The organism is Pseudomonas sp. ASL8 (genome assembly GCF_056680355.1).
The window spans coordinates 171,181-195,731 of the sequence record NZ_CM155278.1 but is presented as its reverse complement, the minus strand read 5'-3'; the positions used below and the strand labels follow the sequence as shown (position 1 = coordinate 195,731).

The following is a 24,551-nucleotide window of genomic DNA, read 5'->3' as shown; positions in this document are numbered from 1 at the left end:
GACAAAGTAGGTAGAATCACGCCCTGACTTTTTCGGGGCGTTTTTTTATGCGTATTGGCCACGGCTACGATGTGCACCGTTTCGCTGAAGGCGATTTCATCACCTTGGGTGGCGTGCGGATCGCGCACGGCTTCGGGCTGCTCGCCCATTCCGATGGCGACGTGCTGCTGCACGCGCTCAGCGATGCCTTGCTCGGCGCGGCAGCGCTAGGGGATATTGGCAGGCACTTTCCAGACACGGACCCGCAATTCAAGGGCGCAGACAGTCGCGCTTTGTTGCGTCACGTGGTCACATTGGTCAATAACAAAGGCTGGAAAGTCGGCAACATCGACGCCACCATTGTTGCCCAGGCACCGAAAATGGCCCCGCATATCGAATCGATGCGCGCGCTGATTGCCGCGGATCTTCACGTCGAGTTGGATCAAGTGAACGTAAAAGCTACCACCACCGAAAAACTCGGCTTCGTTGGCCGTGAAGAGGGCATCGCGGTTCATGCTGTCGCCTTGTTGCTCTCGGCATGACGGAACTCGAATTGCTGGGCCCGCGCGCCTACGGTGACGCCCTGGGTACTGCGGTGCTCAAAGCCACGGCCGAAGATTTTCAGGTGGATGAAGTCCTGGATATTCCGTTGTCCGGCGACGGAGAGCATCTGTGGTTGTGGGTCGAGAAGCGAGGCCTGAACACCGAAGAAGCGGCCCGCCGCCTGGCACGTGCTGCCGGTGTGCCGTTAAGGACTGTCAGTTATGCAGGCTTGAAGGATCGTCAGGCGTTGACGCGTCAGTGGTTCAGCTTGCACTTGCCGGGCAAGGCCGACCCTGATCTGTCAGCGGCTCAAGACGACACCCTGAAAATCCTGAAGATCGGCCGTCATAAACGCAAACTAAACCGAGGCGCTCACGCGGCCAATGGCTTTACCTTGCGCCTGACCCAGTTGCAGGCGGATCACGCGGCCTTGCAGGCGCGCCTCGAATTGATCGCCAGCCACGGCATCCCTAATTATTTTGGGGCCCAGCGCTTCGGCTGGCAGGGCGGTAACCTGGGCGAAGCCCGTGAGTACGCCTCGCGTCAGGCATTGCCGGAACAACGCAATGTGCGTTCGCGGCTGTTGTCGACGGCTCGCAGCTATCTGTTCAATCAGGTGCTGGCGGCACGGGTGGCGGATGGCAGTTGGCAGCGGGCTCAAGTGGGTGATCTGCTGGCGTTCACTGACAGCCGCAGCTTTTTCCCTGCTGGCGAGGCTGAGTGCAGTGACCCGCGTCTTGCTATTCTTGACCTGCACCCGACCGGACCGCAGTGGGGCGAAGGTGATTCGCCTGCGACCGGCGTCACTGGCGTGCTTGAACAAGCCGCCGCTGACCGCGAACCCGCGTTGCGCGATTGGCTGATCAAAGCCGGCATGGAACACGAACGTCGAATCCTGCGGCTGCCCATTGGTGGGTTGACGTGGCATTATCCCGAGCCTGACATTCTGCAATTGGAATTCGTCCTTCCGGCCGGATGCTTCGCCACCGTATTGGTGCGTGAACTCGTCGATCTGGTGGCGGTGGGGCAGGCGGACAGCTCATGCGCATTCTGATTTCTAACGATGATGGGGTAACGACACCGGGTCTGGCCGCGCTTCATGCCGCGTTGGTGGGCTATAGCGAGTGCGTGGTCATTGCCCCTGATCAAGACAAAAGCGGTGCAAGCAGCTCGCTGACGCTTGATCGCCCGCTTCATGCCCACACGTTGGCCAACGGCTTCATCAGCCTGAACGGTACGCCGACCGATTGCGTGCATCTTGGGCTCAACGGGCTTCTTGATCTGCAACCGGACATGGTTGTATCGGGCATCAATCTGGGGGCCAACCTCGGCGATGACGTGCTGTATTCCGGCACGGTGGCCGCAGCGCTGGAGGGGCGATTTCTCGAGCGTCCGTCGTTTGCGTTCTCATTGTTATCGCGCCTGACAGACAACCTGCCGACGGCCGCGCACTTTGCTCGCCTGCTGGTTGAAGCCCATGAGCAGCTCGACCTGCCGCCGCGCACGGTGCTTAACGTCAACATCCCGAACCTTCCGCTTGAGCACATCCGCGGTATTCAACTGACCCGCCTGGGGCATCGTGCCCGCGCGGCTGCGCCGGTCAAGGTTGTCGATCCGCGTGGCAAGGTCGGTTATTGGATTGCAGCGGCAGGCGACGTTGAAGACGGCGGACCAGGGACCGACTTTCACGCAGTAATGCAAGGATACGTGTCGATCACCCCGCTGCAACTGGACCGAACCTACCAGGATGGTTTCAGCAGCCTCAACGGCTGGCTAGAGGGGCTCGGTTGATGTCGCGCGAGCAAGATGATCTGTTACGACGCGGGATCGGGATGACCTCTCAACGCACCCGCGAGCGTTTGATTCAACGTTTGTACGAAGAAGGCCTGACCAACGCTCAGGTGCTGGAAGTGATCCGGCGAACGCCACGGCATTTGTTCGTGGATGAGGCGCTGGCACACCGGGCCTACGAAGACACCGCCTTACCGATTGGCCATAACCAGACCATTTCCCAGCCGTACATGGTTGCGCGCATGAGCGAGCTGCTACTGGAGGCCGGTCCACTGGACAAGGTCCTGGAGATAGGCACCGGCTCGGGTTATCAGACAGCGGTCCTGGCACAACTGGTCGAGCGGGTTTTCTCGGTGGAGCGCATCAAGGTCTTGCAGGACCGCGCCAAAGAGCGACTGGTCGAGCTGAATCTGCGCAATGTGGTCTTTCGCTGGGGCGATGGCTGGGAAGGCTGGCCTGCTCTGGCGCCTTACAACGGCATCATCGTGACGGCAGTGGCGACCGATGTTCCGCAGGCCTTGCTTGATCAATTGGCACCGGGCGGACGTCTGGTCATTCCGGTCGGCTCAGGTGAGGTCCAGCAATTGATGCTGATCATCCGCGAGGAGAATGGTTTTTCCCGTCATGTGCTGGGTGCGGTGCGATTCGTGCCCTTACTCAATGGACCCCTGGCGTGAGGCTCGTTACGGCCCGTAATGAATTCTACCCGGTCATCAAGGTCCTATAGCCTACGTGCAGGTTAACGCAGTATCTTGAATGAGTGCTGTAACGCACGGTTTTGTAACCAGTTAAGTATTAGCTGCCAGCCGTTATTACGGCACAATAGGCAACTTAAATTCAGTCACCAGTAAAGGGAGTGGCGGGTGAGTCTCACAGTCATTCGACAGCGTATGTCTATAACAAGCTTTCAGCGCCTGGTGATTGGCATTGCCTTCGGTATATTTCTAGCCGGCTGCTCCAGCACGCCTTCTGGCGGGGTGAGGGTTGTCGATCGTAACAAGGCGGCGCCCCAACGGCAGGCAGTTACAACCGGACAGTACGTGGTGCGGCGTAGCGACACCCTTTTCTCCATTGCATTTCGTTACGGCTGGGACTGGAAAGCGCTGGCCGAACGCAATCAGATTCCTGCGCCCTATACCATCCACCCAGGTCAGACGATTCGCTTTGATGGCCGGTCAAGTTCCGCGCCGACGTCAGTCGCTTCCACATCCGATGTAGCCCCTTCCGGTTCGATCAAAACCACCGTGATCTCTCGCCCTATCGGGATTGTGCCGGTGATTATTCCTGCTCCTTCCGGGACTCCCGCGACAACGCCGATACAGGCTGTAGGACGTTCACCCGCAGGGTGGGCGTGGCCATCTAATGGCATTTTGATAGGTAAATTTTCTTCAAACGGTAGTTTGAATAAAGGAATTGATATCGCAGGGGATTTGGGACAGCCTGTTTTGGCTGCGTCTGATGGTTCGGTGGTGTACGCCGGGAGTGGCTTGCGGGGCTACGGCGAGTTGGTAATCATCAAACACAGCGACACCTACGTCAGTGCTTACGGACATAACCGTAGGCTGTTGGTTCGGGAGGGGCAGCAGGTCAAGGTCGGACAGACAATTGCTGAAATGGGGTCAACGGGGACTGACCGGGTGAAACTGCATTTTGAGATTCGCCGTCAAGGTAAACCTGTAGATCCGCTGGAATTCCTGCCACGTCGTTGATCGGTTACCAGCCTGTTTCCTGGCGTAGAGGGGACAGGCTCAAGCGTTGCCATGGAAATTAGGCGCCGCTAGGGCTTGAGGTCGAACTCACCAAAGGACTATAACAATGGCTCTCAGTAAAGAAGCGCCGGAGTTTGACATCGACGATGAGGTGCTCCTTATGGAACCCGGCATCGTTCTGGACAAGGTTTCGAGCAAGGAAACTGCTGTAACTCCTGCCCGCGCCAAAGCCAAACACTCCACAACGCTCAAGCAACACAAGTACATCGACTACACCCGGGCGCTCGACGCCACCCAACTGTATCTGAATGAAATTGGTTTCTCTCCTCTGCTTTCGCCGGAAGAAGAAGTCCACTTTGCGCGTTTGTCGCAGAGCGGTGATCCGGCAGGGCGCAAACGCATGATTGAAAGCAATCTGCGGCTGGTGGTAAAAATCGCCCGACGCTACGTCAATCGTGGACTCTCATTGCTTGACCTGATCGAAGAAGGCAACCTGGGCCTGATCCGGGCGGTCGAAAAATTCGATCCTGAACGCGGTTTCCGCTTCTCAACCTACGCGACATGGTGGATTCGCCAGACCATCGAGCGTGCCATCATGAATCAGACCCGCACGATCAGGTTGCCAATTCATGTGGTCAAAGAGCTTAACGTGTACTTGCGTGCCGCTCGTGAACTGACCCAGAAACTTGATCACGAACCCTCTCCGGAAGAAATCGCCAACCTGCTCGAGAAGCCGGTCGGCGAGGTCAAACGCATGCTTGGGCTCAATGAGCGGGTGTCCTCCGTTGACGTTTCCCTTGGTCCGGACTCGGACAAGACATTGCTCGATACGTTGACCGATGATCGCCCTACGGACCCGTGTGAGCTGCTGCAGGACGATGATCTTTCCCAGAGTATCGATCAGTGGCTTTCCGAGCTCACTGATAAGCAGCGTGAGGTGGTAATAAGGCGTTTCGGCTTGCGAGGACATGAAAGCAGTACCTTGGAAGACGTAGGCCTGGAAATTGGTTTGACCCGTGAAAGGGTCAGGCAGATCCAGGTCGAGGGCCTCAAGCGCTTGCGTGAGATTCTTGAAAAGAACGGTCTGTCGAGTGAGTCTCTGTTTCAATAGCTGTGCACAGACTCAAGTGTGTGCGATGTAGTGCGACCGACTTATAAAAACACCTCGACTGGGTCGGGGTGTTTTTATATTCGCGATATGGATAAGTGGCAGCGTGTTTTTCATGCTTTTTTAGATGATGCCTTTAATACGTTAAGCGCGACGAGCAATAAGGCGTTTTCTATGTAAGCCTTTGCTTACGCGTGGTGTAAGTCATCGTAAGTTTTGAGGGGGGAATACTGTCTTTTTCCCCATTGTTATTTGTATATTTCATTGATTTTAAAGGATATTTAATTTTACTGATTGAGCCGTCAGGACTCTTTTTGAAAACTTTGAGCGGTTGCTCTTGGCGGTTAAATCACTAAGATAAGAACTGTGTCCAGGGATAGACACAGGCCGTCAAGGATGACAGTCAAGGACATCGCAGGATGCGATTCATCAGGATGATGAAAGGGATTACAGGGACTAAGGACAATATGGGCGGGTCATACCGCCCTTTTTTTTGCCTGCAGAAAACTGCCGGTGCAGCAGGGCCCGTTTGGGCGGACCCTGTTTAAAGACTCAAAATACAAAAGGCCCCAGAGGGGCCTTTTGTAAGAGCAATACGACTTAGCGCTCTAGATCTTTGAGCTTGCCTTTGACGCCATCCCACTCTTCAGCATCGGGCAGGCCTTCTTTCTTCTCGGTGATATTTGGCCAGATTTCCGCTAACTCTACGTTCAGCTGGATAAATGCCTGCATATCCTCAGGCACTTCATCTTCCGAGAAGATCGCCTGTGCCGGGCACTCAGGCTCGCAGAGTGCACAGTCGATGCACTCATCCGGGTGAATCACCAGGAAATTCGGGCCTTCGTAGAAGCAGTCCACCGGACACACTTCTACGCAGTCGGTGTACTTGCACTTGATGCAGTTGTCGGTGACGACGAAGGTCATTTCTAATTCTCTCCTCAGGCGGCGGTAGCAGAGCCCTTCCAGCAGGGCTGCTAAGTTCGGGAATTTCCCAGGCCGTGTGAAACCAATACATTCAGTAGCAAGGCGCTTATACGGCGTCGCGCCTTGCCCTACCGTGGTTCGTTCGCTTTCACGCGGCTCGGATAATCTGCGCAGTCAGGCTAAAAACCCGCAGCATCCCAAACCGCGCGGGATTCTAACAGCTTGCAGCGATTGCCGTTAGATGCGCGACTGCAAGGCATACAATAACTCTAGCGCCTGGCGCGGTGTCAGGTCGTCTACTTTGGTTTTTGACAACTCTTCGAGTACCGGATGTGGAAGGCTGGCGAACATATCGCTTTGCTGTGGGGTCGATGGTTTGCCAGGGACTGACCGGGGCGCCTCGTGGGGCAGGCTCGTGGTTTCCAAGCGCTGCAAGTGTTCCTTTGCGCGCAGGATGACCTTGGCTGGAACCCCCGCCAGCTGGGCCACGGCCAGGCCATAGCTTTGGCTGGCAGGTCCGGGCAATACGCGGTGCAGGAAGACGATTCGTTCATTGTGCTCCGTGGCGTTCAGGTGCACGTTCGCAACCAGCGGCTCGTTTTCCGGGAGTACCGTCAGCTCGAAATAGTGGGTGGCGAACAGCGTATAGGCGCGCAACTGGGCGAGACATTCTGCCGCAGCCCACGCCAGTGATAACCCGTCGAATGTGCTGGTGCCGCGCCCGACTTCATCCATCAATACCAGGCTGCGGTCGGTCGCGTTATGCAGAATGTTCGCGGTTTCGCTCATTTCCACCATAAAGGTCGAACGGCCGCCTGCCAGATCGTCGCTGGAACCGATCCGGGTAAAGATCCGATCCACCAACGACAGCTCGCAACTGGCTGCTGGCACAAAGCTGCCGATATGAGCCAGCAAAACGATTAGGGCGGTCTGGCGCATGTACGTCGACTTACCGCCCATGTTCGGTCCGGTGATCACCAGCATTCGAGTGTTGTCATCGAGCGCCAGGTCGTTGGCGACGAATGGGCTGGTCAATACTTGCTCGACAACCGGGTGCCGACCTTGTTCGATGCGCATGCATGGCTCATCGACGAAGCGTGGGCAGTTCAGGTCAAGGTTCAGCGCGCGCTCAGCCAGGTTGCTCAGTACGTCCAGTTCAGCCAATGCCGCAGCCGTGTCTTGCAAGGGCGCCAAATGACCGATCAGGTCTTCGAGCAACGCTTCGTAGAGCATCTTTTCGCGAGCCAGTGCACGGCTCTTGGCTGACAGCGCCTTGTCTTCGAACGCCTTCAACTCGGGAGTGATGAAGCGCTCGGCGCCTTTGAGCGTCTGGCGCCGGATATAGTCGGCGGGCGCCTGCTCGGCTTGCTTGCTCGGCAGCTCGATAAAGTAACCGTGAATCCGGTTGTAGCCGACCTTGAGGTTGGCCAGCCCCGTACGGGCTTTTTCTCGGGCTTCCAGATCAATCAGAAACTGTCCGGCGTTCTCGCTGAGCGATTGCAGGTCGTCGAGCTCGGCGTCGTAGCCGGTTTTCAGCACGCCGCCATCACGAATGACCGCAGGCGGGTTGTCGATGACGGCTCGCTGCAGCAGGTCCGCTAATTCCGGGTAGGTGCTGGTCGTCAGCGCCAGTTGCTGGAGGTGCGGAGCTTCCAGGTCAGCCATTGCTCGTTGTAGCTCGGGCAATGCCGCCAGGGCGTCGCGCAGACGCGCCAGATCACGCGGACGTGCGTTGCGCAGGCCAATCCGGGCGAGAATCCGCTCGATATCGCCGATTTCCTTCAACTGCGGCTGCAGGTGTTCGAAGCGGTAGCGTTCAAGCAGGCACGTGATTGAGCTTTGTCGGGCTTGCAGCACGCTCAAGTCACGTAACGGGCGATTCAGCCAGCGTGTCAGCAGGCGACTGCCCATGGCGGTCTGGCAGCGGTCCATGACCGATTGCAGAGTGTTGTCGCGTCCGCCTGCCAGATTGGTGTCCAGCTCCAGGTTGCGTCGACTGGCGCCATCGAGCACGACCGTATCATCCAGTCGTTCATGACGCAGGCTGCGCAAATGCGGGAGAGCGGTGCGCTGGGTTTCTTTGGCATAACCGAGCAGGCAACCCGCGGCTCCGATAGCCAGTGTCAGGTTCTCGCAACCAAAGCCCTTGAGGTCCTGGGTAGAGAATTGCTGGCACAGGCTTTTAAGCGCCGAATCGCGCTCGAAGTCCCACGGTGCACGACGCCGGGTCCCACGTCGCTTCTCGGCGGGCAAGCCCTGTGGCCAATCATCGGGGATCATCAGCTCGACTGGATTGATTCGCTCCAGCTCCGCCAGCAGGTTTTCCCAGCCCTTGATTTCAAGAACACTGAAATTGCCACTGGTGATGTCCAGAACAGCGAGGCCAAACAGGCGTTCATCGCCCAATACTGCAGCAATCAGGTTGTCCCTGCGTTCGTCGAGCAGCGCCTCGTCGCTGACCGTGCCGGGTGTAATGATCCGCACGACCTGACGGTCCACCGGGCCTTTACTGGTAGCGGGATCGCCGACCTGTTCGCAGATCACTACCGACTCGCCGAGCTTTACCAGCTTCGCGAGATAACCTTCGGCCGCATGGTAAGGAATCCCGCACATGGGAATCGCCTGTCCCGCCGACTGGCCGCGCGCAGTCAACGTGATATCCAGCAGCTTGGAGGCCTTTTTGGCGTCTTCGTAGAAGATTTCGTAGAAGTCGCCCATGCGATAGAACATCAACTGATCAGGGTGTTGATTTTTCAACCGCCAATATTGCTGCATCATCGGGGTGTGTGAGGACAGGTCAGTCAATGCTTTATTCATCGGTTTTTTAGGCGAGTTCGTCAAAAGTGGGGGCCAGATGTCGGGCGCCTTGCGGACTTCATCGGCGTGGATGAAGTCCTGTGCCCGTCTGTTTTTACAATGGGCGCAAGGTTAACACGCACGATCTTGCCTCGCAGAGTGGAGCCTGGCGAAAAGCCTGGTTACGACTTTGCGATGGGCTATTGCGCAGACATGGCTACGCTTGCATTCAAGCTGTTTCATTCCAGAGAACAGCAGGAACAGGATGTTCTTATGTCGAATAAACGTGGTCGAGATGCAGTCAATGGTCGCTTCATCCCCATTGATGAGGCAAAAAAGCGCCCGAGAGAAACAATAATTGAAACCGTCAAAAAGCCGGCCAAGAGAGGTCGGTAGTCATTCAATCGTGCTTGATCCAAGAGCAGGAGCGGTCGAATGCTTCTGTCCTTGCACGTATAAAGAGCTCGTGTACGGTGTCTCACCTGACGTGCTGAAAATCGGAGAAGGTCGTGGATGATATTACCCAGCTTGCGGCTTTACTCGGCAAGCACCTGCAATCGTTGAGGGCGCAGGTAACCACCGCTGAATCCTGCACGGGGGGCGGGATTGCCGAGGCGATTACCCGTATACCCGGTAGCTCTGCCTGGTTCGAGGCCGGTTATGTCACCTATTCGAACGCGCAAAAAAACCTTCAACTGAACGTGCCGGCCGAACTGTTCAGCTCGGTGGGAGCGGTCAGTCGCGAAGTGGTCGAGGCCATGGTGTCGGGCGCACAGGAAAAAAGCGGGGCACAGTTTGCCGTCGCGGTCAGCGGCGTTGCCGGGCCTGATGGAGGCTCGGCGGACAAGCCAGTAGGGACGGTATGGCTTGCATGGGGCGCGGGACAGCAGCTCGTTTCCGTGCGCAGGCAGTTTGACGGTGACCGTGATCAGGTCCGCCGACAAACGGTGAAGGCCGCGCTAGAGGGGCTGATACAGCTCGCGGCTGGAGAAATACTAAAACGGGGGTAGGCGAGCGCTCCACCCTGTGGAATAATACTGTCTACTTATACAGGTGTTGTGGCCGTCAGGCCTTATTGATTACGTGAGGACTTCAATGGACGAGAACAAGAAGAAAGCCTTGGCTGCGGCCTTGGGTCAGATCGAGCGTCAATTCGGCAAAGGTGCCGTGATGCGCATGGGGGATCATGACCGCCAAGCGATTCCTTCTATTTCTACCGGTTCACTCGGGTTGGATATCGCCCTCGGTATCGGTGGCTTGCCACGCGGCCGAATCGTTGAAATCTACGGTCCGGAATCCTCGGGTAAAACCACGCTGACGCTTTCGGTTATCGCTCAAGCCCAAAAGCTGGGCGCTACCTGTGCATTCGTTGATGCTGAGCACGCGCTCGATCCTGAATACGCGGGCAAGCTTGGCGTCAATGTTGACGACCTGCTGGTGTCGCAACCCGATACCGGTGAGCAAGCGCTGGAAATCACCGACATGCTGGTGCGCTCCAACGCCGTCGACGTTATCGTTATCGACTCCGTAGCAGCCCTGGTTCCGAAAGCTGAAATCGAAGGCGAAATGGGTGATATGCACGTAGGCCTTCAGGCCCGTCTGATGTCACAGGCGCTGCGTAAAATCACCGGTAACATCAAGAACGCCAACTGCCTGGTCATCTTCATCAACCAGATCCGTATGAAGATCGGTGTGATGTTCGGTAGCCCGGAAACCACCACGGGCGGTAATGCGCTCAAGTTCTATGCTTCGGTCCGTCTGGACATCCGCCGTACTGGCGCGGTGAAAGAAGGTGATGAAGTTGTAGGCAGTGAAACCCGCGTCAAAGTCGTGAAGAACAAAGTGGCTCCGCCGTTCCGCCAGGCCGAGTTCCAGATTCTCTACGGCAAGGGCATTTACCTGAACGGCGAGATCATTGATCTGGCTGTACTTCACGGTTTTGTAGAGAAATCCGGTGCCTGGTACAGCTATCAGGGCAGCAAGATTGGTCAGGGCAAAGCCAACTCGGCCAAGTTCCTGGCGGATAATCCGGAAGTCGGTGCGAACCTCGAGAAGCTGATTCGTGAAAAGCTGCTGACTCCGACTGCCGATACCAAGGCATCGCCTGCCGCCGACACCAAGGCATTACCTGTCAAAGGTGCCAAAATGTCTGCTGCTGATCTGGCCGAAACCGACGTCGATATCTGATACGGCCTATGACAGCGGTGCTTGATACGCCTGTCGCCGTAAGGCGTACTGCAATGGACCTGCTCGCACGTCGCGAGCACGGTCGAGTCGAGCTGGCGCGTAAGTTGCGTCAGCGCGGCGCCCCTCCTGAATTGATCGAACCTGCCCTCGACCGGCTTACGGAAGAAGGGCTGTTGTCCGAGTCGAGATACCTCGAAAGCTTCGTTTCTTACCGTGCTCGCTCGGGTCAAGGGCCTTTGCGCATCCGTGAGGAGCTTGGGCAGCGTGGCTTGCCACGAGCAGATATAGAGCAGGCATTACGCGAGTGTGGCTTCGACTGGCAGGCTCAACTGGAAGAAACCTGGCGACGCAAGTTTGCCGGGAAGCTACCGGTGGACGCTCGCGAGCGTGCAAAGCAGGGACGTTTCCTTAGCTATCGGGGTTATCCGCTGGACATGATCGGCCGCTTGTTGAGCGGCCGGGGTGCGGATGACTGAGCGAAGTGGACAAGCCGCTGAGCTTGCCCGGGGCAGGACCCCTTACGTGACCTTTAGCGGTTCACGTACACGGGTTTGTTGTTGGGGAGGCGCTTTGACCCAGTTTTCTGACTTGTTGATGTAGTCGACCAGTTCGCGCAGGCGGCCCTGGTTTCGTCCATTAAAGTTAAACGCCAGTCGCACAAGGTGGCTGAACTGCGGTTCGTCGTGCTCTTCACCCATGTACATATGCTGATGGAAGGTATCGCTCAGCCGCAAGTCGGCGAACGCCCCTTGTATGTAGTCGAGTGACTGCTCGTTGAGCGGGTGATTCATTCGAATCACGAACTGACTTTTCAGCCATCGGCTTGAATGGAAGTTGTTGTAGAACTGGTTGATTTCATCGACCGCTTCTTCCGCGCTATAAACCAGTCGCAGCAACTTCATGTCGCTCGGCAAAATGTAATGATTGGCCTCCAGTTGATTGCTGATGAAATTAAGCGCTTCTTGCCAAAAGCTGCCGCCGGGTGTGTCGAGCAAAACGACAGGCACAAGTGGGCTTTTGCCAGTCTGAATCAACGTCAAGACTTCCAGCGCTTCATCCAGCGTGCCGAAACCGCCAGGGCATAGCACCAGTCCGTTCGCTTCTTTGACGAAGAACAATTTGCGGATAAAGAAGAAGTGGAAAGGCAGCAGGTTTTCAGTGCCTTCAACGGTGGGGTTTGCATGCTGCTCGAAAGGCAGAGTGATGTTGAAGCCCAGGCTGTGGTCGAGCCCTGCTCCTTCGTGTGCTGCGGCCATAATGCCGCCACCGGCACCGGTAATCACCATCAGATCGGAGCGCGCCAAGGCAGCGCCCACTTCCCGTGCCAAGGCATACAACGGATGTTCTACAGGTGTGCGGGCCGAGCCGAACACGGTGACTTTACGACGGCTCTTGAACTGTTCCAGTATCCGGAAGGCGTGCTCAAGTTCGCGCAATGCTTGCAGGGTGATCTTGGCGTTCCAGCGATTGCGGTCGTCCTGCGCCATGCGCAGAACAGTCAACATCATGTCGCGGTAGAGCGGTAGATTGGGGCTGTTGGGAGCAACCAGGCCGATATGTTCTTCAACCTTGCGGGTGAGGTCGAAACCATTGCTCTGGAAGTGTTGAGACAAAAAATCATTCGGTTCATAAGGCATTCAGACTTTCTCCTTCTGCAGAACCACTGATCGTGCCGACATGATCGACACGACCGCGCCACATCGTGTGTCGCTGGCTGCCCAGACATTTGTCCGAGCATTACAGCTGGCTTTGGAGTGCCAGTTTCGCACGGATATCGTCACCGAGTGATCCATACTGATTCTGCTTATGTCCTTGGGTTAAAAGAAAAACATGGGTACTGCGCAACAGTGCGGGCAACCCCCTTTTTGCCCTGAAAATTAAAAAGCCTTCTAAATGTATAGACCCTGCTTGTCGCCGTATGAAATTTTTAACCGAGACTATTTCTTGACCGCGCAATCAGCGGCTTTGAAAGCCTGGGTCGCCACCGGGCGATTGGTTTTATATTCGGTGAACTCATACTTGAGCAGCGCGCCCTTGGCCATGAGTTGGCGGTAACCGGTGTTGTGACAAACGCTGTCGCCCAATTGGCTGCGAACTGCGTCCGGGTTGCTGCGCATCTTCATGGCGTGGCTTTCGCGCACGCTAAGGTGATTGATCAGGACTTTTCCTTCAACGGTGTAACCCTGATCCAGAATGTCTTCATTGATCGCCCGCGGCGTGCCGACGCTGCTTTCCTTAGCAACTTTTTCCAGCATTTTGCTCAGCTCGAAATCCTGCTTGGAGGCCGCTTGGGCGCAGAACGGTGCTACCAGCAAAAGCGTAAGGGTGGGGACGATAAGGCGCAGCATGAAACTCTCCTGATTCAGTGACTGGCCGTTGGACCAGCGACTTGAAAGTGCGTTCACTGCCGGGGTCGGTAACGACAAAACCGATCACACGCAGAGCGTGTCTGCCTGGGCAGGCTCAAATGGTCGTGCAGTATAAAGTAAACAAAGGACAAGGAAACAAAGGGCGCGACATCGGCCTCTGATAAACTGCCCGGACTTCCTGTCTACCGAGTTTCTGCTGTGTCGATGCTTTTTATTTGTCGGCGTCATCCGCAATGAGTCATGCCGTTTCCCGGCTGCGAGCCCAACGCCTGGCGCGCAGCATCAAGCCTTTTACTGCTCGAGGCTCAAGGGCTGAACGTTGCCCCGGGTGCCGCGTGATTTTCAGCTACTGCTTGTGCGCCTGGCGCCCGAAGGTGGCGGCCAAGTCAGCCATGTGTCTGTTGATGTATGACGTCGAGCCGCTGAAACCAACCAACACGGGCTGGTTGATTGCCGATGTCATCGAAGAAACCCATGCGTACGGTTGGTCGCGGACTGAAGTCGATGCCGAGTTACCGGCATTGCTCAATGATCCACAGTGGCAACCCTACATCGTGTTCCCCGGCGAATTTGTCGCCAGCGAGCGCGTGGTTACTGAGGTGAAACTAGAGGACGGCAAACGCCCGCTTTTTATTCTGCTGGACGCAACCTGGAGCGAGGCGCGCAAGATGTTTCGCAAGAGCCCGTATCTGGATCATTTTCCGGTGCTCAGCCTGGAGCCGGAACAGATTTCCCGCTATCGACTGCGTCGCTCCAAGCGTGATGATCATTTTTGCACCGCCGAAGTGGCGGCGCTGTGCCTTGAACTGGCCGAGGACAATACCGCCGCTGGCGTGCTGGACGCGTACCTGGATGTCTTCACCGCGCACTATCTGGCTGCCAAACATCAGCTGCCGGTCGACCTGGACGATGCGTCGCATACTCATCTCAAGGCTTTTTTATAGGGCCATTACCGGCTCAGGTTTTTTCGGCCACAACTGTGCCAGTAACATACCCGCAAGCATCAGCGCGCAACCGAGGTAGCCCTTCAGGTGCAGCGACTCTCCCAGAAGCAGCGCGCCGGCAATGGCGGCAAAGACGGCTTCGAGGGAAAGAATAATCGCCGCATGGGAGGCAATAGCATCTTTTTGTGCAACGACTTGCAGGGTATAACCGATCCCTACGGCAACCACGCCGCCGTACAGCAGGGCAGGGCCGGCGGCGATGATCGACTGCAACTGAATGTCTTCGAAAATCAGCGCGAGGATCAGGCTGATGACCGAACAGGTCAGAAATTGCAGGAACGCGAGGCGGATCGCGTCGTGGCGGCTGGCAAAAACGCCGACCAGGATTACGTGTCCGCCCCAGACAACGGCCCCGATCAATTGCAACCAATCACCTGAGGCGACGTGGAAATTGTCACCCACACTGAGCAGGAACATACCCACCACTGCCAGACCTGCGCCAAGCCACGTGCCTGTTCCGGTCTTGTGACCCAGCAGCAGGCCCAGAAGCGGAACTACAATGACGTAGAGGCCGGTGATGAATCCGGCGTTGGTTACGCTGGTAAACAGCAGGCCGACTTGTTGCAGGTTGATGCCTGTGCACAAGGCCAGCCCCATCACAATGCCGCCGAGCAATAGGCCGCGTGTCATCAGAGGCTCGGGTTTTACAGCGTCAGAGCGACGGAGCAGCAAGGGCAACAAGCATAACGAGCCAAGGGCGAAGCGCAGACCTGTATAGAGATATGGCCCAATATGGTCCATACCTGAAGTTTGCGCGACAAAGCCAGAGCCCCAGATCATCGCGGTGATTAGCATTAACAGGTCGGCCCGCAGGGCTTGTTTTCGCATGATGACGCTCTAGTTGGCAGGGTGCAGACTTTGCCGTAAAGCGTTGAACTTGACCACCCCGTCTTCGCTCGTCATCCTTGTCGCCGAAATAACGCTTGAACGCTGGTTTTGTGGGTCTTGGCGTTGAACGTACCGTGTTGGTACCGTGAGTTTGCCGGCATCGATGGATGCCTTCGTGAGCGCTGAATCCATTGGCGCTCACCTAAAACAGGATCATTGATAAATGACATACGAAATCCTGATTGCTGATGACCACCCTTTGTTTCGCAGTGCACTGCGTCAGGCCTTGAGTCTGGGATTGGGTCCTGAGGCTAAGTTGGTTGAAGCCGAAAGCATTGCCGAGCTTGAAAGCTGCCTGACCGATAAGGCAGATTGGGACTTGGTGTTGCTGGACCTGAACATGCCCGGCGCTTACGGATTTTCTGGCCTGGTCCTGTTACGCGGACAGTACCCGCAAATCCCGGTGGTCATGGTGTCGGCGCAAGAGGAGGCATCCATCGTGGTTCGCTCCCGCGAGTTTGGCGCCAGTGGTTTCATCCCCAAGTCCAGTTCTCTCGAGACCATTCAGCAGGCCGTACGTACGGTGCTTGATGGTGATGTCTGGTGGCCGCCGCAAGTCAATGAAGCCATCAGCGTTTCGGCTGAAGCCAAGGCTGCCAGTGCAGGTCTGGCGAGTCTCACTCCCCAGCAGTTCCGGGTACTGACCATGGTCTGCGAGGGCTTGCTGAACAAGCAGATCGCCTACGAGCTGAGTGTTTCGGAAGCCACGATCAAGGCCCATGTCACGGCGATTTTTCGCAAGCTCAATGTGCGCACTCGCACACAGGCTGCTTTGCTCTTGCAGCAAATGGAATCGATTCCGGCCAACTGACGCTGCATTCGGCCCGGTTGCTCACGCTTTTTTGACTTTTGTTAAATTAGCCTTCTTTGTCTTTTTTTACGCAGTTGCCTATCTATGTCGCCCTTTAAAGGCCAAACCGGCCTGAAACGTATCTTCAACGCCACTGGCTATTCGTTCGATGGTTTGCGCGCCGCCTACACCGGCGAAGCCGCATTTCGTCAGTTGGTGCTCCTCAACGTGATCCTGATACCCCTGGCCTTCATGTTCAATGTCAGTCGGGGTGAGCGCGCGGTTCTGATTGCCGTGTGCCTGCTGGCGTTGATTGTCGAGTTGCTCAACTCCGCTGTTGAGGCGGCCATTGACCGGATTTCGCTGGATTTGCACCCGCTGTCGAAAAACGCCAAGGACATGGGCAGCGCGGCGCAATTCATTGCGCTGGGCATGATCGGCCTGGTGTGGGGCTTGATCCTGCTGGGTTGATGGTTCGCGGATAGCTGGATGGCTCAGGCAATACTCGGCAGCACTATTTCGTCGCTGCGCTGAACCCCTGCGGTGAATGCGCGACACAGGTCGAGAAACTCGCGCATGGCAGAGGTCTGGTACTTCTGCTTATGCCAGATGAAATAGAACTGCCGCGACAGGTCCAGCTCCGGGGTTTCCACCGCCACCAGGCTGCCGCGGCGGATCGCATCGCGCAGTGCCAGACGAGAAATACAGCCAATACCCAAGCCAGACTCCACCGCACGCTTGATGGCTTCGGTGTGTTCCAGCTCCAAACGCACATTCAGGGCGTTGCGGTGGTGGCGCATGGCTTGATCGAAGGTCAGGCGGGTGCCTGAACCCTGCTCCCTGAGGATCCAGGCTTCCTGAGTCAGCTCCTCCAGGGTGGCGTGACCGCGTTTGGCCAGCGGGTGCTGCGGGGCGCAGAAGACCACCAGTTCGTCTTCGACCCACGTCTGAACTTCGATGTCGGGGTGGGTACAATCACCCTCGATCAGACCTAGATCAATTTCGTAATGGGCAACCTGCTGCACAATATTCGCTGTGTTTTGCACGCTCAGCTTCACTTGGCTCTCGGGATGGCGCTGCATGAAACTGCCGATCAAGAGCGTGGCCAGATAATTGCCGATGGTGAGCGTGGCGCCGACTGCCAATGAGCCGAAACCGGATTTGCCATTGAGCAGGTCCTCGATCTCCTTGGCCTGATCCAGCAGCGCTACCGCTTGTGGCAGTAGCTGGCGGCCCGTTGCGTTCAGGCTCAAGCGTTTGCCGGCGCGATCAAATAACTGGCAGCTGGATTGACGCTCCAACTCAGTAATGGAGGTGCTGGCCGCTGATTGCGAGAGTGACAAAAGCCCGGCAGCGCGCGAGACGCTTTCCTGCTGAGCGACGGCGACGAAGACTTGAAGTTGACGCAGAGTAAATCGCATATCTATATAACCGATAACCCATATCTTAATAATTCATTTAACAGATATTGTGCTTGCCACTAGAATGACGCGCAATAGCGCTCAGAGTCAGCGCGAGCGAAATTTTTCGGAGCCCCCGTACATGAGCAACATGAATCACGAGCGTGTCCTGAGCGTCCATCACTGGAACGACACCCTCTTTAGTTTCAAGTGCACCCGTGATCCAGGTTTGCGCTTTGAGAACGGTCAGTTCGTCATGATCGGTCTTCAGCAGCCGAACGGGCGCCCGCTCATGCGCGCTTACTCGATCGCCAGCCCGAACTGGGAAGAGCATCTTGAGTTCTTCAGCATCAAGGTGCCTGATGGTCCCTTGACGTCGCAGTTGCAGCATTTGAAGGAAGGCGACGAGATCATCATCAGCAAGAAACCGACCGGCACTCTGGTGCTGGACGATCTCAAGCCGGGCAAGCACCTGTATCTGCTCAGCACAGGAACGGGCCTGGCGCCGTTCATGAGCGTCATTCAGGACCCGGAAACGTATGAGCGCTTCGAGAAGGTCATTCTCTGCCACGGCGTACGCTACGTGAACGAGGTTGCCTACCACGAGTTCATCACTGAGCACTTGCCGCAGAACGAGTTCTTCGGTGAAGCATTGCGTGAAAAACTGATTTATTACCCAACCGTGACGCGTGAGCCGTTCGAGAACCAGGGCCGCCTGACCGACTTGATGCGCAGCGGCAAGCTGTTCAGGGACATCGGTCTGCCGCCGATCAACCCCGAGGATGATCGTGCAATGCTGTGTGGTAGCCCGAGCATGCTCGATGAGACCAGCGAAGTTCTCAACAGCTTTGGCTTGAAGGTGTCCCCGCGCATGCGTGAGCCTGGCGATTACCTGATCGAGCGCGCCTTCGTCGAGAAGTAAGGTCAGCCGATTCAGAAAAAAACCCGCTTCGGCAGTCAATGGCCGAGCGGGTTTTTTCTTTTGCGGCATGTTGCTTCACTGTGTCGCAGGCACGACCTCAAGCACGCGTATCAGCCCGTTTTGCGGGTAATGCCAGCGGACATCAAGATCCCAGAACTGTGTGCCGTAGCGGCGCTCTGGCGCTGGTACCTGATAAGCCGGACGTGGATCCTGCGCCAGACATTGCTCAATCAGCTCGACCAATGGCTCATTCAGACGTTGCGCGTGTTCACGGGCCTGAAGCAGCGCGCTGCCTTCCCATTGCACCGGAATCAACATCGGGGCGGCACTGGCGATGGTGTTTGTGGCGCCCTCGACGCTATCGGCGTAGGGCACATACGGTTTGATGTCCAGCACCGGAGTGCCGTCCAGCAAGTCGATGCCCGAGACCCAAAGGCGTCCAGGCTCTACCTTCTCCAGCTTCACCACCGACTGACCAATGCCGTTAGGGCGATGAGTCGCGCGCGTCGCGAACACGCCCATGGACTGGTTGCCTCCGAGGCGCGGCGGGCGAACCTTCAGGCGCGGCTTTTCTTCCAGAGTCTGATGGAAAAGAAAAAGTAGCCAGATATGGCTGACCTGCTCAAGCCCTTGCACTGCGTCGGCATGGTCGAAGGGTGCCACCAACTCCAGGACGCCACGCGCAGCGGGAGCCAGTTGAGGCTGCCGGGGGATGGTGAATTTTTCCTTGAAGCAGGAGCGCATGAAGCCGACGGGGGAGACGTTGTAAGTCATGGTCATGATCTTGGGTCGAGGTCCGTCGGGTCATCCGTTTTGAAGCAGGGGACTCAGGCGCGAATGCGCAGCGTCAGGCCCTTGAGGAAGTTGCGCAGCAGCTGGTCGCCGCAGGTCCGGTAGTTGCTGTGGCCGAACTTGCGGAACAGCGCGCTCAGCTCAGGCTTGGACACCGGAAACTCGGCCGCCTTGAGAATGGCGTGCATGTCGTCTTCCTTGAGCTCGAAGGCAACCCGCAGTTTTTTCAGCACGGTGTTGTTGGTCACCGGCACTTCGATTTTTTGCGGGGCGCGGCTGTCGTCCTTGCCGCGCTTGAAGATCACCAGGCCATCGAGAAAATGCGCCATGACTTCATCGCTGCAATTCAGATAGCCTTCTTCTTCCTCGTCCTTTTTCATGAAGGCGATCACGTCGTCCTTGGACACGTCCAGGCCACCCAGCTTGATGATATCCACGACTTTGCCATCGCTGATATCGAGCATGTAGCGAACGCTACGCAGTACGTCGTTGTTCATCATGGTTTACGGTCCTGATAAGTCTGATGTGAACGTCGCACGGGAAGCCTGTGCGACGCTGAAATGTGAGGGTGCAAGCCGGCTTAGAATTTTTCCTTGCCGGACAGGTAGCGCCATTGGCCTTCTGGCAGCTTGCCCATGGACACACCGCCGATGCGGATGCGTCGAAGGGACACGACCTTGAGGCCGACGCTTTCACACAGTTGGGCAATGACGCCGGGCTGGGGGTTCTTCATGGCGAAGCGCAGGCGGTTTTCGTTCTGCCAGCTGGCTTTTACTGCGGGCAGTTCCTTGCCCTTGTAAGTCAGGCCGTGGTTGAGGCGATTGAGGCCATGGGCTGCCATGGTTCCTTCGATCTCGACCACGTATTCCTGTTCGATCTTGCTGCGATCGTCGGTCAACTTGCGCAGTATTTTCCAGTCCTGACTGAAGACCATCAACCCGCTGGCGTTGGCTTGCAGGGTCGAAATGGGCGACAGGCGCATGAAGTGCCCTTTGAGGGGGCGCTTACCGTACCGATGCTCTTCGGACAGGGTGCCGGGGGTGATCAGTTGCAGCGCGCTTTCGGCGTCGAAGTGCGCCGGTTGATGCAAGAGAATGGTCACTGATTCCGGAGCTGTTGCTTTTGCCTCGGGGTCGAGCTCGATTTTCTGGTTATCGACTTTGAACTGCGGTTCTTCAATGACTTCACCGTCAACCGTGACCCAACCGCCTTCGATAAACAGTTCAGCCTCCCGGCGGGAGCAGCCGACCAGCTCGACAAGGCGTTTGGAAAGGCGAATGGGGTCTGTCATGACAAAGAGCCGTTACTTAAGGGGAAAGACGGCTATTGTACCCGCGCACGCAGTGTTAATCGCGGCCACATTGAAAATGCCTTCAAGATAGGTGGTCGTTCTGTGCTTTTTCGTTAGCGAAAGGCCATCCAGGAACCCATCGCGGGTGACGCGTCGTCCTGATTGGCTAAAGCGTGTTACCTGGAGTCTGGTTTATGTCCAAATGGCTTGCCGCATTGATAATGAGCGTAAGTTTGCCGTTGTTCGCTGCTGAAACGCCGTCCTACGGCCCGCAGTTGCAAGGTTTCGAGTATCCCTATCCTGCACAGAATTTTGCTTTTGAGTCTCAGGGTGAACAGGTACAGATGGGCTACATGGACATCAAACCGTCCCATGCGTCCAATGGGCGCACCGTTGTGCTGCTGCATGGCAAGAATTTTTGTGGCGCGACCTGGGGAGGGACAATCAAACCGTTGAGCGACGCGGGGTACCGGGTGATTGCGGCTGATCAGATAGGTTTCTGTCGGTCGAGTAAACCTGAGCATTACCGTTATACGTTCGAGCAATTGGCGCAGAACACCAACGCGTTGCTCACCCACCTGGGCATCGACCACGTCATTGTGCTCGGGCATTCCATGGGCGGTATGTTGGCCACCCGCTTCGCATTGATGTACCCGCAACAGGTCGACCAACTGGTCTTGGTCAACCCCATCGGTCTTGAGGACTGGAAAGCCAAAGGCGTGCCTGCTCTCACGTTCGAGCAATGGTATGCGCGCGATTTGAAAACCAATGCCGACAGCATCCGCAAATACCAGCAGGCGACTTATTACGCCAACGAATGGCGGCCGGAGTTCGATCATTGGGTCGATATGCAGGCGGGCATGTACAACGGCAAGGGGCGTGAAGAGGTGGCCCATGCCTCAGCGCAGACCTATGAGATGATTTTCAATCAGCCGGTGTTCTACGCGTTCGAAAACCTGAAAATGCCTACTCTGTTAATGATCGGACAAAAGGACAACACCGCCATCGCCAAAGACCTGGCCCCCGAAGCGTTGCGTAAGACATTGGGCAACTATCCCGAACTAGGCAAGGCCGTGGCCAAGCGCATTCCTCATGCAACGCTGGTTGAGTTTGAGACGCTGGGGCATGCGCCACAAATCCAGGACCCGGAGCACTTCAACAAGGCCCTGATTGACGGTTTGCTCGACTGATCGCCGGGGCATGCAGCGCAGGCTTCATTCAAAGGGGCCTGCTCAGGCGCATATGCAGTAACGGATAAGGCTGACCCATGCCGTCCACCTCAGAACGACCGATCACCTCAAACCCCTGCTTGAGGTAGAACCCCAGGGCTTGAAGGTTTTGCTCGTTGACGTCCAGTTCATCGGCGTGGAAGTGCTCAATGGCATGAGTGAGCAGCAATTTGCCAAGTCCTTGGCCGCGGTGCTCAGGGTCGATGAACAGCATTTCGACTTTGCCCGCAGCGATTCCGGCGAAACCGGTGATTCGTTGCCGAGTGTCTTTGCTGCAAATCAGCATCACCGCATCCAGATACTGATTGAGCACCATGCTCTTGAGCATAGAGATATAAGAGCTGGGCAAGAAATCATGGGTGGCCCGCACCGAGTCTTCCCAGATGCGGGCGAGCTCCGGGTAATCACTCTGTCGTGGCGTATGAATGACCGAATGACTGCGCATACAACCTGTCTCCTTAGGCAAAAGTGTCGGTCCGTGACTCGGCAGCTTTTTAACGTCGATTGTTTTGGTGTGTGATCTTATGTTGATTAAATCTAATAGAAAAAGAGCAGCGCGTTGGTGATTTTTCGTAGGGTCTCTGGTTGTCGAGCCCGCCGCGTTTTCCTGACAGGTTTCGACGGTGTCAGATCAAGCCCGCTCAATATCGGGAAGAGTCCTACGTGTTCTTCATAGTGTGACCGACATTCGCTGAGTCCCTCTTCAACGACACTGTTTGCCCCTTTCGACACGAAGATCCGCGCATGTCTCATCCCGGCCTTACCCCGAAGTTCTGTCTGGACATCAACGGGGAGCAGCAAACTGACTTGCAGGTGCTGAGTTTTCACGGGACCGAGGCGCTGAGCCGACCCTATGAAATCAACATCGAACTGGTGAGCAGGCGCTCATCCCACGCGTTGGACGGCTTGCTGCATAAAGCGGCCTACCTGAGATTCGGGGCGCAAGGGCAGGGGATTCACGGTCATGTTTATTCGATCCGCAAAGGCAAAACAGGCGGGGCATTCACCCATTACCATCTGGTGCTGGCGCCCTTTCTGGCCTTTTTGCAGCACTCGAGCCATCGCCGTTCGTTCCAGAAAATGACCGTGCCGGAGATCATTCTTGAGGTGCTGAAAGGGCACCACATGCTGAAGGGCACCGATGCATCGTTCGACCGCATCACGGCGGTCATGGCGCCGCGCGACTATTGCGTGCAGTACGACGAGTCGGACCTGCACTTTCTCAGCCGGCTGTGCGAGGAAGAGGGGATTTTCTACCGGTTTGAGCACACGCCTGACAGTCATCACCTGATCTTTGCCGACGATGAAACCCGATTCCCGCAGCAATCCCCGCAGGTGTTGCCGTTCAAGCCGGGGAGCGGCCTGGTGGCAGAAGGTCCGGCGGTCAAGGCCTTCGGTGTGCGTCTAACCGCCCAAACCAATCATGTCGCCCTGCGCGATCATGACTTCAAACAGACCCATATTCCGCTGCAGAGCCTACAAAACCCCGAGCGAACCCAGGCGCAATGGGAGAGCGGCGAAGTCCCCAAATACGGTCCCTACTTGGAGAATTACGTCTACCCCGGGAATTTCGAAGAGAGAAGGCGTGGTGACGTTCTATCCAAGCGTGCGCTTGAGCGCCATCAAACCGGGTTTCGCCTGGCGGATGGCGAGAGTGATGCGTCGCTTTTGCGCAGTGGATCGCGCTTGCACCTGGTTCAGGATTTCGCCCCCGAAACCCACTGGGTGCTGATTTCTGTGCAACATGACGCAAGACAGCCGCAGGTGCTCGAAGAGCTGGGCGGTAGCAGCCCCGTTGAACACGGGCGTATCGTTCAAGGGTATCGCAACACCTTCACCGCTATTGCGGAAGCGGTCCAGTTCCGTCCGGCACTGGAACACCCGAAGCCGCGAATCCACAGCACCCAGACCGCCAGGGTCACCGGCCCTGTGAATGAAGAAATCTACTGCGACAAATTCGGTCGGGTCAAAGTCAAATTCCACTGGGACCGCAGCGAGCAGGACGACGAAACAACCAGTTGCTGGGTGCGGGTTGCGTCCAGCTGGGCGGGCGATGGGTATGGTGCCGTCACCGTTCCACGAGTGGGCATGGAGGTGCTGGTTTCCTACTTGGAAGGGGATGCCGACAGGCCGGTTATCGTCGGCTGCCTGCCCAATAACCTGAACCCCGTTGCGCATGGGCTGCCTGAAAGCAAGACCAAAAGCGTCTTTCGCAGCCGAAGCTCCCGTGCGAGCACCGGTTTCAACGAAGTCCATTTTGACGACAAGAACGGTGCGGAACGGGTCTACCTGCGCGCCCAACGCGACATGGAACAGCTGATCCAGAACGACAGCCGGACTGAAATTGGCGGTCAGCGCCTGGAAACCATCAAGGGCAACAGTACCTCGGTACTCAAAGGTGAGGAATACCGGACCCTCACCGGCGAGCGCAAGGTTCAGCTGCTGGCGGGCGATCATTTACAGGTGGTAGGCAGTAGCCACACCCGCGTGGGCCAGGTGTTGGCAATGGAGGCCGGGTTCGAGGTGCACCTCAAATCCGGCGTTAACCTAGTCATTGATGCTGGCGTCAGCCTTACCCTGAAAGCGGGTGGTCAGCACATCCTCATCAGCCCTGCCGGGATTTTTAGCAGCGTGCCGATCTTGTTGGGCGGGGTGCCAGTCCCGGGAACGCCAGCGATGCCATTGATGCCAGGGCAGGTACAGCCGTTGGTTGCCGGTAGCGTTGTTGCATCGCAGGGGCAAGTCGAAAAAATCCGCAGTGGACAGCTGACGTGCCCATTGTGCGAGCTGAACAAGCCGATACCGAAGAGCGTCTAAGGAAAAAAGCGG

Annotated in this window: 26 protein-coding genes; 16 read left to right on the top strand and 10 right to left on the bottom strand. The window is 56.7% G+C overall.

Annotated elements, in window-relative coordinates:
* Positions 1 to 47 precede the first annotated feature (47 nt).
* The 6 genes from ispF to rpoS all read left to right on the top strand — a co-directional run bounded on the left by ispF (position 48) and on the right by rpoS (position 5,133).
* The gene (gene ispF, locus AC1MEA_RS00960; protein ID WP_219061259.1) at positions 48 to 521 is read left to right on the top strand and encodes a 2-C-methyl-D-erythritol 2,4-cyclodiphosphate synthase; all 474 of its coding nucleotides are present in this window, start codon (positions 48 to 50) and stop codon (positions 519 to 521) included.
* Positions 518 to 1,576 (top strand): tRNA pseudouridine(13) synthase TruD, encoded by a 1,059-nt coding sequence (gene truD, locus AC1MEA_RS00955; RefSeq protein ID WP_480916378.1) that lies wholly within the window; start codon positions 518 to 520, stop codon positions 1,574 to 1,576. Before ispF ends, truD begins: the two co-directional genes overlap by 4 nt.
* Positions 1,564 to 2,313, top strand: coding sequence for a 5'/3'-nucleotidase SurE (gene surE, locus AC1MEA_RS00950; RefSeq protein WP_219061261.1), 750 nt, complete (start codon positions 1,564 to 1,566; stop codon positions 2,311 to 2,313). Before truD ends, surE begins: the two co-directional genes overlap by 13 nt.
* Before the next feature lie 41 nt (positions 2,314 to 2,354).
* A complete protein-coding gene (locus tag AC1MEA_RS00945; protein WP_219061326.1) occupies positions 2,355 to 2,990 on the top strand; it encodes a protein-L-isoaspartate(D-aspartate) O-methyltransferase in 636 nt (211 codons plus the stop codon).
* A 186-nt stretch (positions 2,991 to 3,176) separates the two neighbouring features.
* On the top strand, positions 3,177 to 4,022 hold the full coding sequence (locus tag AC1MEA_RS00940) for a peptidoglycan DD-metalloendopeptidase family protein (protein ID WP_480916377.1): 846 nt from the start codon (positions 3,177 to 3,179) through the stop codon (positions 4,020 to 4,022).
* A gap of 106 nt (positions 4,023 to 4,128) precedes the next feature.
* A complete protein-coding gene (rpoS, locus tag AC1MEA_RS00935) occupies positions 4,129 to 5,133 on the top strand; it encodes an RNA polymerase sigma factor RpoS (protein WP_219061263.1) in 1,005 nt (334 codons plus the stop codon).
* 597 nt (positions 5,134 to 5,730) lie between these two features.
* Here the strand turns inward: rpoS and fdxA are convergent.
* Both fdxA and mutS read right to left on the bottom strand, forming a co-directional pair.
* Entirely contained in the window at positions 5,731 to 6,054 is a 324-nt protein-coding gene (gene fdxA, locus AC1MEA_RS00930) for a ferredoxin FdxA (RefSeq protein WP_219061264.1), read from the bottom strand.
* A 237-nt stretch (positions 6,055 to 6,291) separates the two neighbouring features.
* Positions 6,292 to 8,859, bottom strand: coding sequence for a DNA mismatch repair protein MutS (gene mutS, locus AC1MEA_RS00925; RefSeq protein ID WP_219061327.1), 2,568 nt, complete (start codon positions 8,857 to 8,859; stop codon positions 6,292 to 6,294).
* Between the two features lie 78 nt (positions 8,860 to 8,937).
* Here mutS and AC1MEA_RS00920 point away from each other — a divergent pair, with 78 nt between their 5' ends.
* From AC1MEA_RS00920 to recX, 4 genes are all read left to right on the top strand, one after another.
* Positions 8,938 to 9,246, top strand: a complete 309-nt coding sequence (locus tag AC1MEA_RS00920) for a hypothetical protein (RefSeq protein WP_219061328.1) — start codon at positions 8,938 to 8,940, stop codon at positions 9,244 to 9,246.
* Positions 9,247 to 9,359: 113 nt separating this feature from the next.
* A complete protein-coding gene (locus AC1MEA_RS00915) occupies positions 9,360 to 9,860 on the top strand; it encodes a CinA family protein (RefSeq protein ID WP_219061265.1) in 501 nt (166 codons plus the stop codon).
* An 85-nt stretch (positions 9,861 to 9,945) separates the two neighbouring features.
* Complete coding sequence (gene recA, locus AC1MEA_RS00910; RefSeq protein WP_219061266.1) at positions 9,946 to 11,037, top strand: recombinase RecA; 1,092 nt, start codon at positions 9,946 to 9,948, stop codon at positions 11,035 to 11,037.
* A gap of 8 nt (positions 11,038 to 11,045) precedes the next feature.
* Positions 11,046 to 11,513: a recombination regulator RecX gene (recX, locus tag AC1MEA_RS00905; RefSeq protein ID WP_219061267.1), complete on the top strand. Its 468-nt coding sequence runs from the start codon at positions 11,046 to 11,048 to the stop codon at positions 11,511 to 11,513.
* Between the two features lie 42 nt (positions 11,514 to 11,555).
* Here the strand turns inward: recX and AC1MEA_RS00900 are convergent, their stop codons facing one another.
* Positions 11,556 to 12,674 carry an LOG family protein gene (locus AC1MEA_RS00900; protein WP_219061268.1) on the bottom strand — a complete coding sequence of 373 codons (1,119 nt, stop codon included), beginning with the start codon at positions 12,672 to 12,674 and terminating at the stop codon, positions 11,556 to 11,558.
* A 300-nt stretch (positions 12,675 to 12,974) separates the two neighbouring features.
* Positions 12,975 to 13,385 (bottom strand): quorum-sensing-regulated virulence factor family protein, encoded by a 411-nt coding sequence (locus AC1MEA_RS00895; RefSeq protein WP_219061269.1) that lies wholly within the window; start codon positions 13,383 to 13,385, stop codon positions 12,975 to 12,977.
* Between the two features lie 254 nt (positions 13,386 to 13,639).
* On the opposite strand from AC1MEA_RS00895, the gene AC1MEA_RS00890 reads away from it, so the two are divergent.
* The gene (locus AC1MEA_RS00890; RefSeq protein ID WP_219061270.1) at positions 13,640 to 14,350 is read left to right on the top strand and encodes a tRNA-uridine aminocarboxypropyltransferase; all 711 of its coding nucleotides are present in this window, start codon (positions 13,640 to 13,642) and stop codon (positions 14,348 to 14,350) included.
* On the opposite strand, the gene AC1MEA_RS00885 is transcribed toward AC1MEA_RS00890, so the two are convergent.
* Positions 14,345 to 15,238, bottom strand: coding sequence for a DMT family transporter (locus tag AC1MEA_RS00885; RefSeq protein WP_449632850.1), 894 nt, complete (start codon positions 15,236 to 15,238; stop codon positions 14,345 to 14,347). The genes AC1MEA_RS00890 and AC1MEA_RS00885 overlap by 6 nt on opposite strands.
* A gap of 223 nt (positions 15,239 to 15,461) precedes the next feature.
* Here AC1MEA_RS00885 and erdR point away from each other — a divergent pair, with 223 nt between their 5' ends.
* Positions 15,462 to 16,109 (top strand): response regulator transcription factor ErdR, encoded by a 648-nt coding sequence (erdR, locus tag AC1MEA_RS00880; protein ID WP_219061272.1) that lies wholly within the window; start codon positions 15,462 to 15,464, stop codon positions 16,107 to 16,109.
* Positions 16,110 to 16,193: 84 nt separating this feature from the next.
* On the top strand, positions 16,194 to 16,559 hold the full coding sequence (locus tag AC1MEA_RS00875) for a diacylglycerol kinase (RefSeq protein WP_219061273.1): 366 nt from the start codon (positions 16,194 to 16,196) through the stop codon (positions 16,557 to 16,559).
* Positions 16,560 to 16,582: 23 nt separating this feature from the next.
* Here the strand turns inward: AC1MEA_RS00875 and AC1MEA_RS00870 are convergent, their stop codons facing one another.
* Complete coding sequence (locus AC1MEA_RS00870) at positions 16,583 to 17,509, bottom strand: LysR family transcriptional regulator (RefSeq protein WP_219061274.1); 927 nt, start codon at positions 17,507 to 17,509, stop codon at positions 16,583 to 16,585.
* 121 nt (positions 17,510 to 17,630) lie between these two features.
* On the opposite strand from AC1MEA_RS00870, the gene fpr reads away from it, so the two are divergent.
* Entirely contained in the window at positions 17,631 to 18,410 is a 780-nt protein-coding gene (gene fpr / locus AC1MEA_RS00865; RefSeq protein ID WP_219061275.1) for a ferredoxin-NADP reductase, read from the top strand.
* Positions 18,411 to 18,485: 75 nt separating this feature from the next.
* On the opposite strand, the gene tsaA is transcribed toward fpr, so the two are convergent.
* The 3 genes from tsaA to AC1MEA_RS00850 form a co-directional block, all read right to left on the bottom strand.
* Complete coding sequence (gene tsaA, locus AC1MEA_RS00860; RefSeq protein ID WP_480916376.1) at positions 18,486 to 19,184, bottom strand: tRNA (N6-threonylcarbamoyladenosine(37)-N6)-methyltransferase TrmO; 699 nt, start codon at positions 19,182 to 19,184, stop codon at positions 18,486 to 18,488.
* A gap of 53 nt (positions 19,185 to 19,237) precedes the next feature.
* Positions 19,238 to 19,702, bottom strand: coding sequence for a YehS family protein (locus tag AC1MEA_RS00855; protein ID WP_219061277.1), 465 nt, complete (start codon positions 19,700 to 19,702; stop codon positions 19,238 to 19,240).
* Between the two features lie 80 nt (positions 19,703 to 19,782).
* Positions 19,783 to 20,493, bottom strand: a complete 711-nt coding sequence (locus AC1MEA_RS00850) for an rRNA pseudouridine synthase (RefSeq protein WP_219061278.1) — start codon at positions 20,491 to 20,493, stop codon at positions 19,783 to 19,785.
* Between the two features lie 194 nt (positions 20,494 to 20,687).
* Between AC1MEA_RS00850 and AC1MEA_RS00845 the strand changes: the two genes are divergently transcribed.
* Positions 20,688 to 21,683, top strand: a complete 996-nt coding sequence (locus AC1MEA_RS00845) for an alpha/beta fold hydrolase (RefSeq protein WP_480916375.1) — start codon at positions 20,688 to 20,690, stop codon at positions 21,681 to 21,683.
* A 28-nt stretch (positions 21,684 to 21,711) separates the two neighbouring features.
* Here the strand turns inward: AC1MEA_RS00845 and AC1MEA_RS00840 are convergent, their stop codons facing one another.
* The gene (locus tag AC1MEA_RS00840) at positions 21,712 to 22,167 is read right to left on the bottom strand and encodes an acetyltransferase (protein ID WP_219061280.1); all 456 of its coding nucleotides are present in this window, start codon (positions 22,165 to 22,167) and stop codon (positions 21,712 to 21,714) included.
* A 299-nt stretch (positions 22,168 to 22,466) separates the two neighbouring features.
* Here AC1MEA_RS00840 and tssI point away from each other — a divergent pair, with 299 nt between their 5' ends.
* A complete protein-coding gene (gene tssI / locus AC1MEA_RS00835) occupies positions 22,467 to 24,539 on the top strand; it encodes a type VI secretion system tip protein TssI/VgrG (protein ID WP_480916374.1) in 2,073 nt (690 codons plus the stop codon).
* The last annotated feature ends 12 nt before the right edge of the window (positions 24,540 to 24,551 follow it).

Coding starts and splice junctions, on each gene's coding strand:
- ispF (WP_219061259.1), top strand. CDS start 48: ATGCGTATTGGCCACGGCTACGATGTGCACCGTTTCGCTGAAGGCGAT.
- AC1MEA_RS00855 (WP_219061277.1), bottom strand. CDS start 19,702: ATGATGAACAACGACGTACTGCGTAGCGTTCGCTACATGCTCGATATC.
- AC1MEA_RS00890 (WP_219061270.1), top strand. CDS start 13,640: ATGAGTCATGCCGTTTCCCGGCTGCGAGCCCAACGCCTGGCGCGCAGC.
- AC1MEA_RS00895 (WP_219061269.1), bottom strand. CDS start 13,385: ATGCTGCGCCTTATCGTCCCCACCCTTACGCTTTTGCTGGTAGCACCG.
- AC1MEA_RS00840 (WP_219061280.1), bottom strand. CDS start 22,167: ATGCGCAGTCATTCGGTCATTCATACGCCACGACAGAGTGATTACCCG.
- rpoS (WP_219061263.1), top strand. CDS start 4,129: ATGGCTCTCAGTAAAGAAGCGCCGGAGTTTGACATCGACGATGAGGTG.
- surE (WP_219061261.1), top strand. CDS start 1,564: ATGCGCATTCTGATTTCTAACGATGATGGGGTAACGACACCGGGTCTG.
- tssI (WP_480916374.1), top strand. CDS start 22,467: ATGTCTCATCCCGGCCTTACCCCGAAGTTCTGTCTGGACATCAACGGG.
- AC1MEA_RS00850 (WP_219061278.1), bottom strand. CDS start 20,493: ATGACAGACCCCATTCGCCTTTCCAAACGCCTTGTCGAGCTGGTCGGC.
- erdR (WP_219061272.1), top strand. CDS start 15,462: ATGACATACGAAATCCTGATTGCTGATGACCACCCTTTGTTTCGCAGT.
- AC1MEA_RS00900 (WP_219061268.1), bottom strand. CDS start 12,674: ATGCCTTATGAACCGAATGATTTTTTGTCTCAACACTTCCAGAGCAAT.
- fpr (WP_219061275.1), top strand. CDS start 17,631: ATGAGCAACATGAATCACGAGCGTGTCCTGAGCGTCCATCACTGGAAC.
- AC1MEA_RS00845 (WP_480916375.1), top strand. CDS start 20,688: ATGTCCAAATGGCTTGCCGCATTGATAATGAGCGTAAGTTTGCCGTTG.
- tsaA (WP_480916376.1), bottom strand. CDS start 19,184: ATGACTTACAACGTCTCCCCCGTCGGCTTCATGCGCTCCTGCTTCAAG.
- AC1MEA_RS00885 (WP_449632850.1), bottom strand. CDS start 15,238: ATGCGAAAACAAGCCCTGCGGGCCGACCTGTTAATGCTAATCACCGCG.
- AC1MEA_RS00945 (WP_219061326.1), top strand. CDS start 2,355: ATGACCTCTCAACGCACCCGCGAGCGTTTGATTCAACGTTTGTACGAA.
- recX (WP_219061267.1), top strand. CDS start 11,046: ATGACAGCGGTGCTTGATACGCCTGTCGCCGTAAGGCGTACTGCAATG.
- AC1MEA_RS00875 (WP_219061273.1), top strand. CDS start 16,194: ATGTCGCCCTTTAAAGGCCAAACCGGCCTGAAACGTATCTTCAACGCC.
- recA (WP_219061266.1), top strand. CDS start 9,946: ATGGACGAGAACAAGAAGAAAGCCTTGGCTGCGGCCTTGGGTCAGATC.
- AC1MEA_RS00870 (WP_219061274.1), bottom strand. CDS start 17,509: ATGCGATTTACTCTGCGTCAACTTCAAGTCTTCGTCGCCGTCGCTCAG.
- truD (WP_480916378.1), top strand. CDS start 518: ATGACGGAACTCGAATTGCTGGGCCCGCGCGCCTACGGTGACGCCCTG.
- fdxA (WP_219061264.1), bottom strand. CDS start 6,054: ATGACCTTCGTCGTCACCGACAACTGCATCAAGTGCAAGTACACCGAC.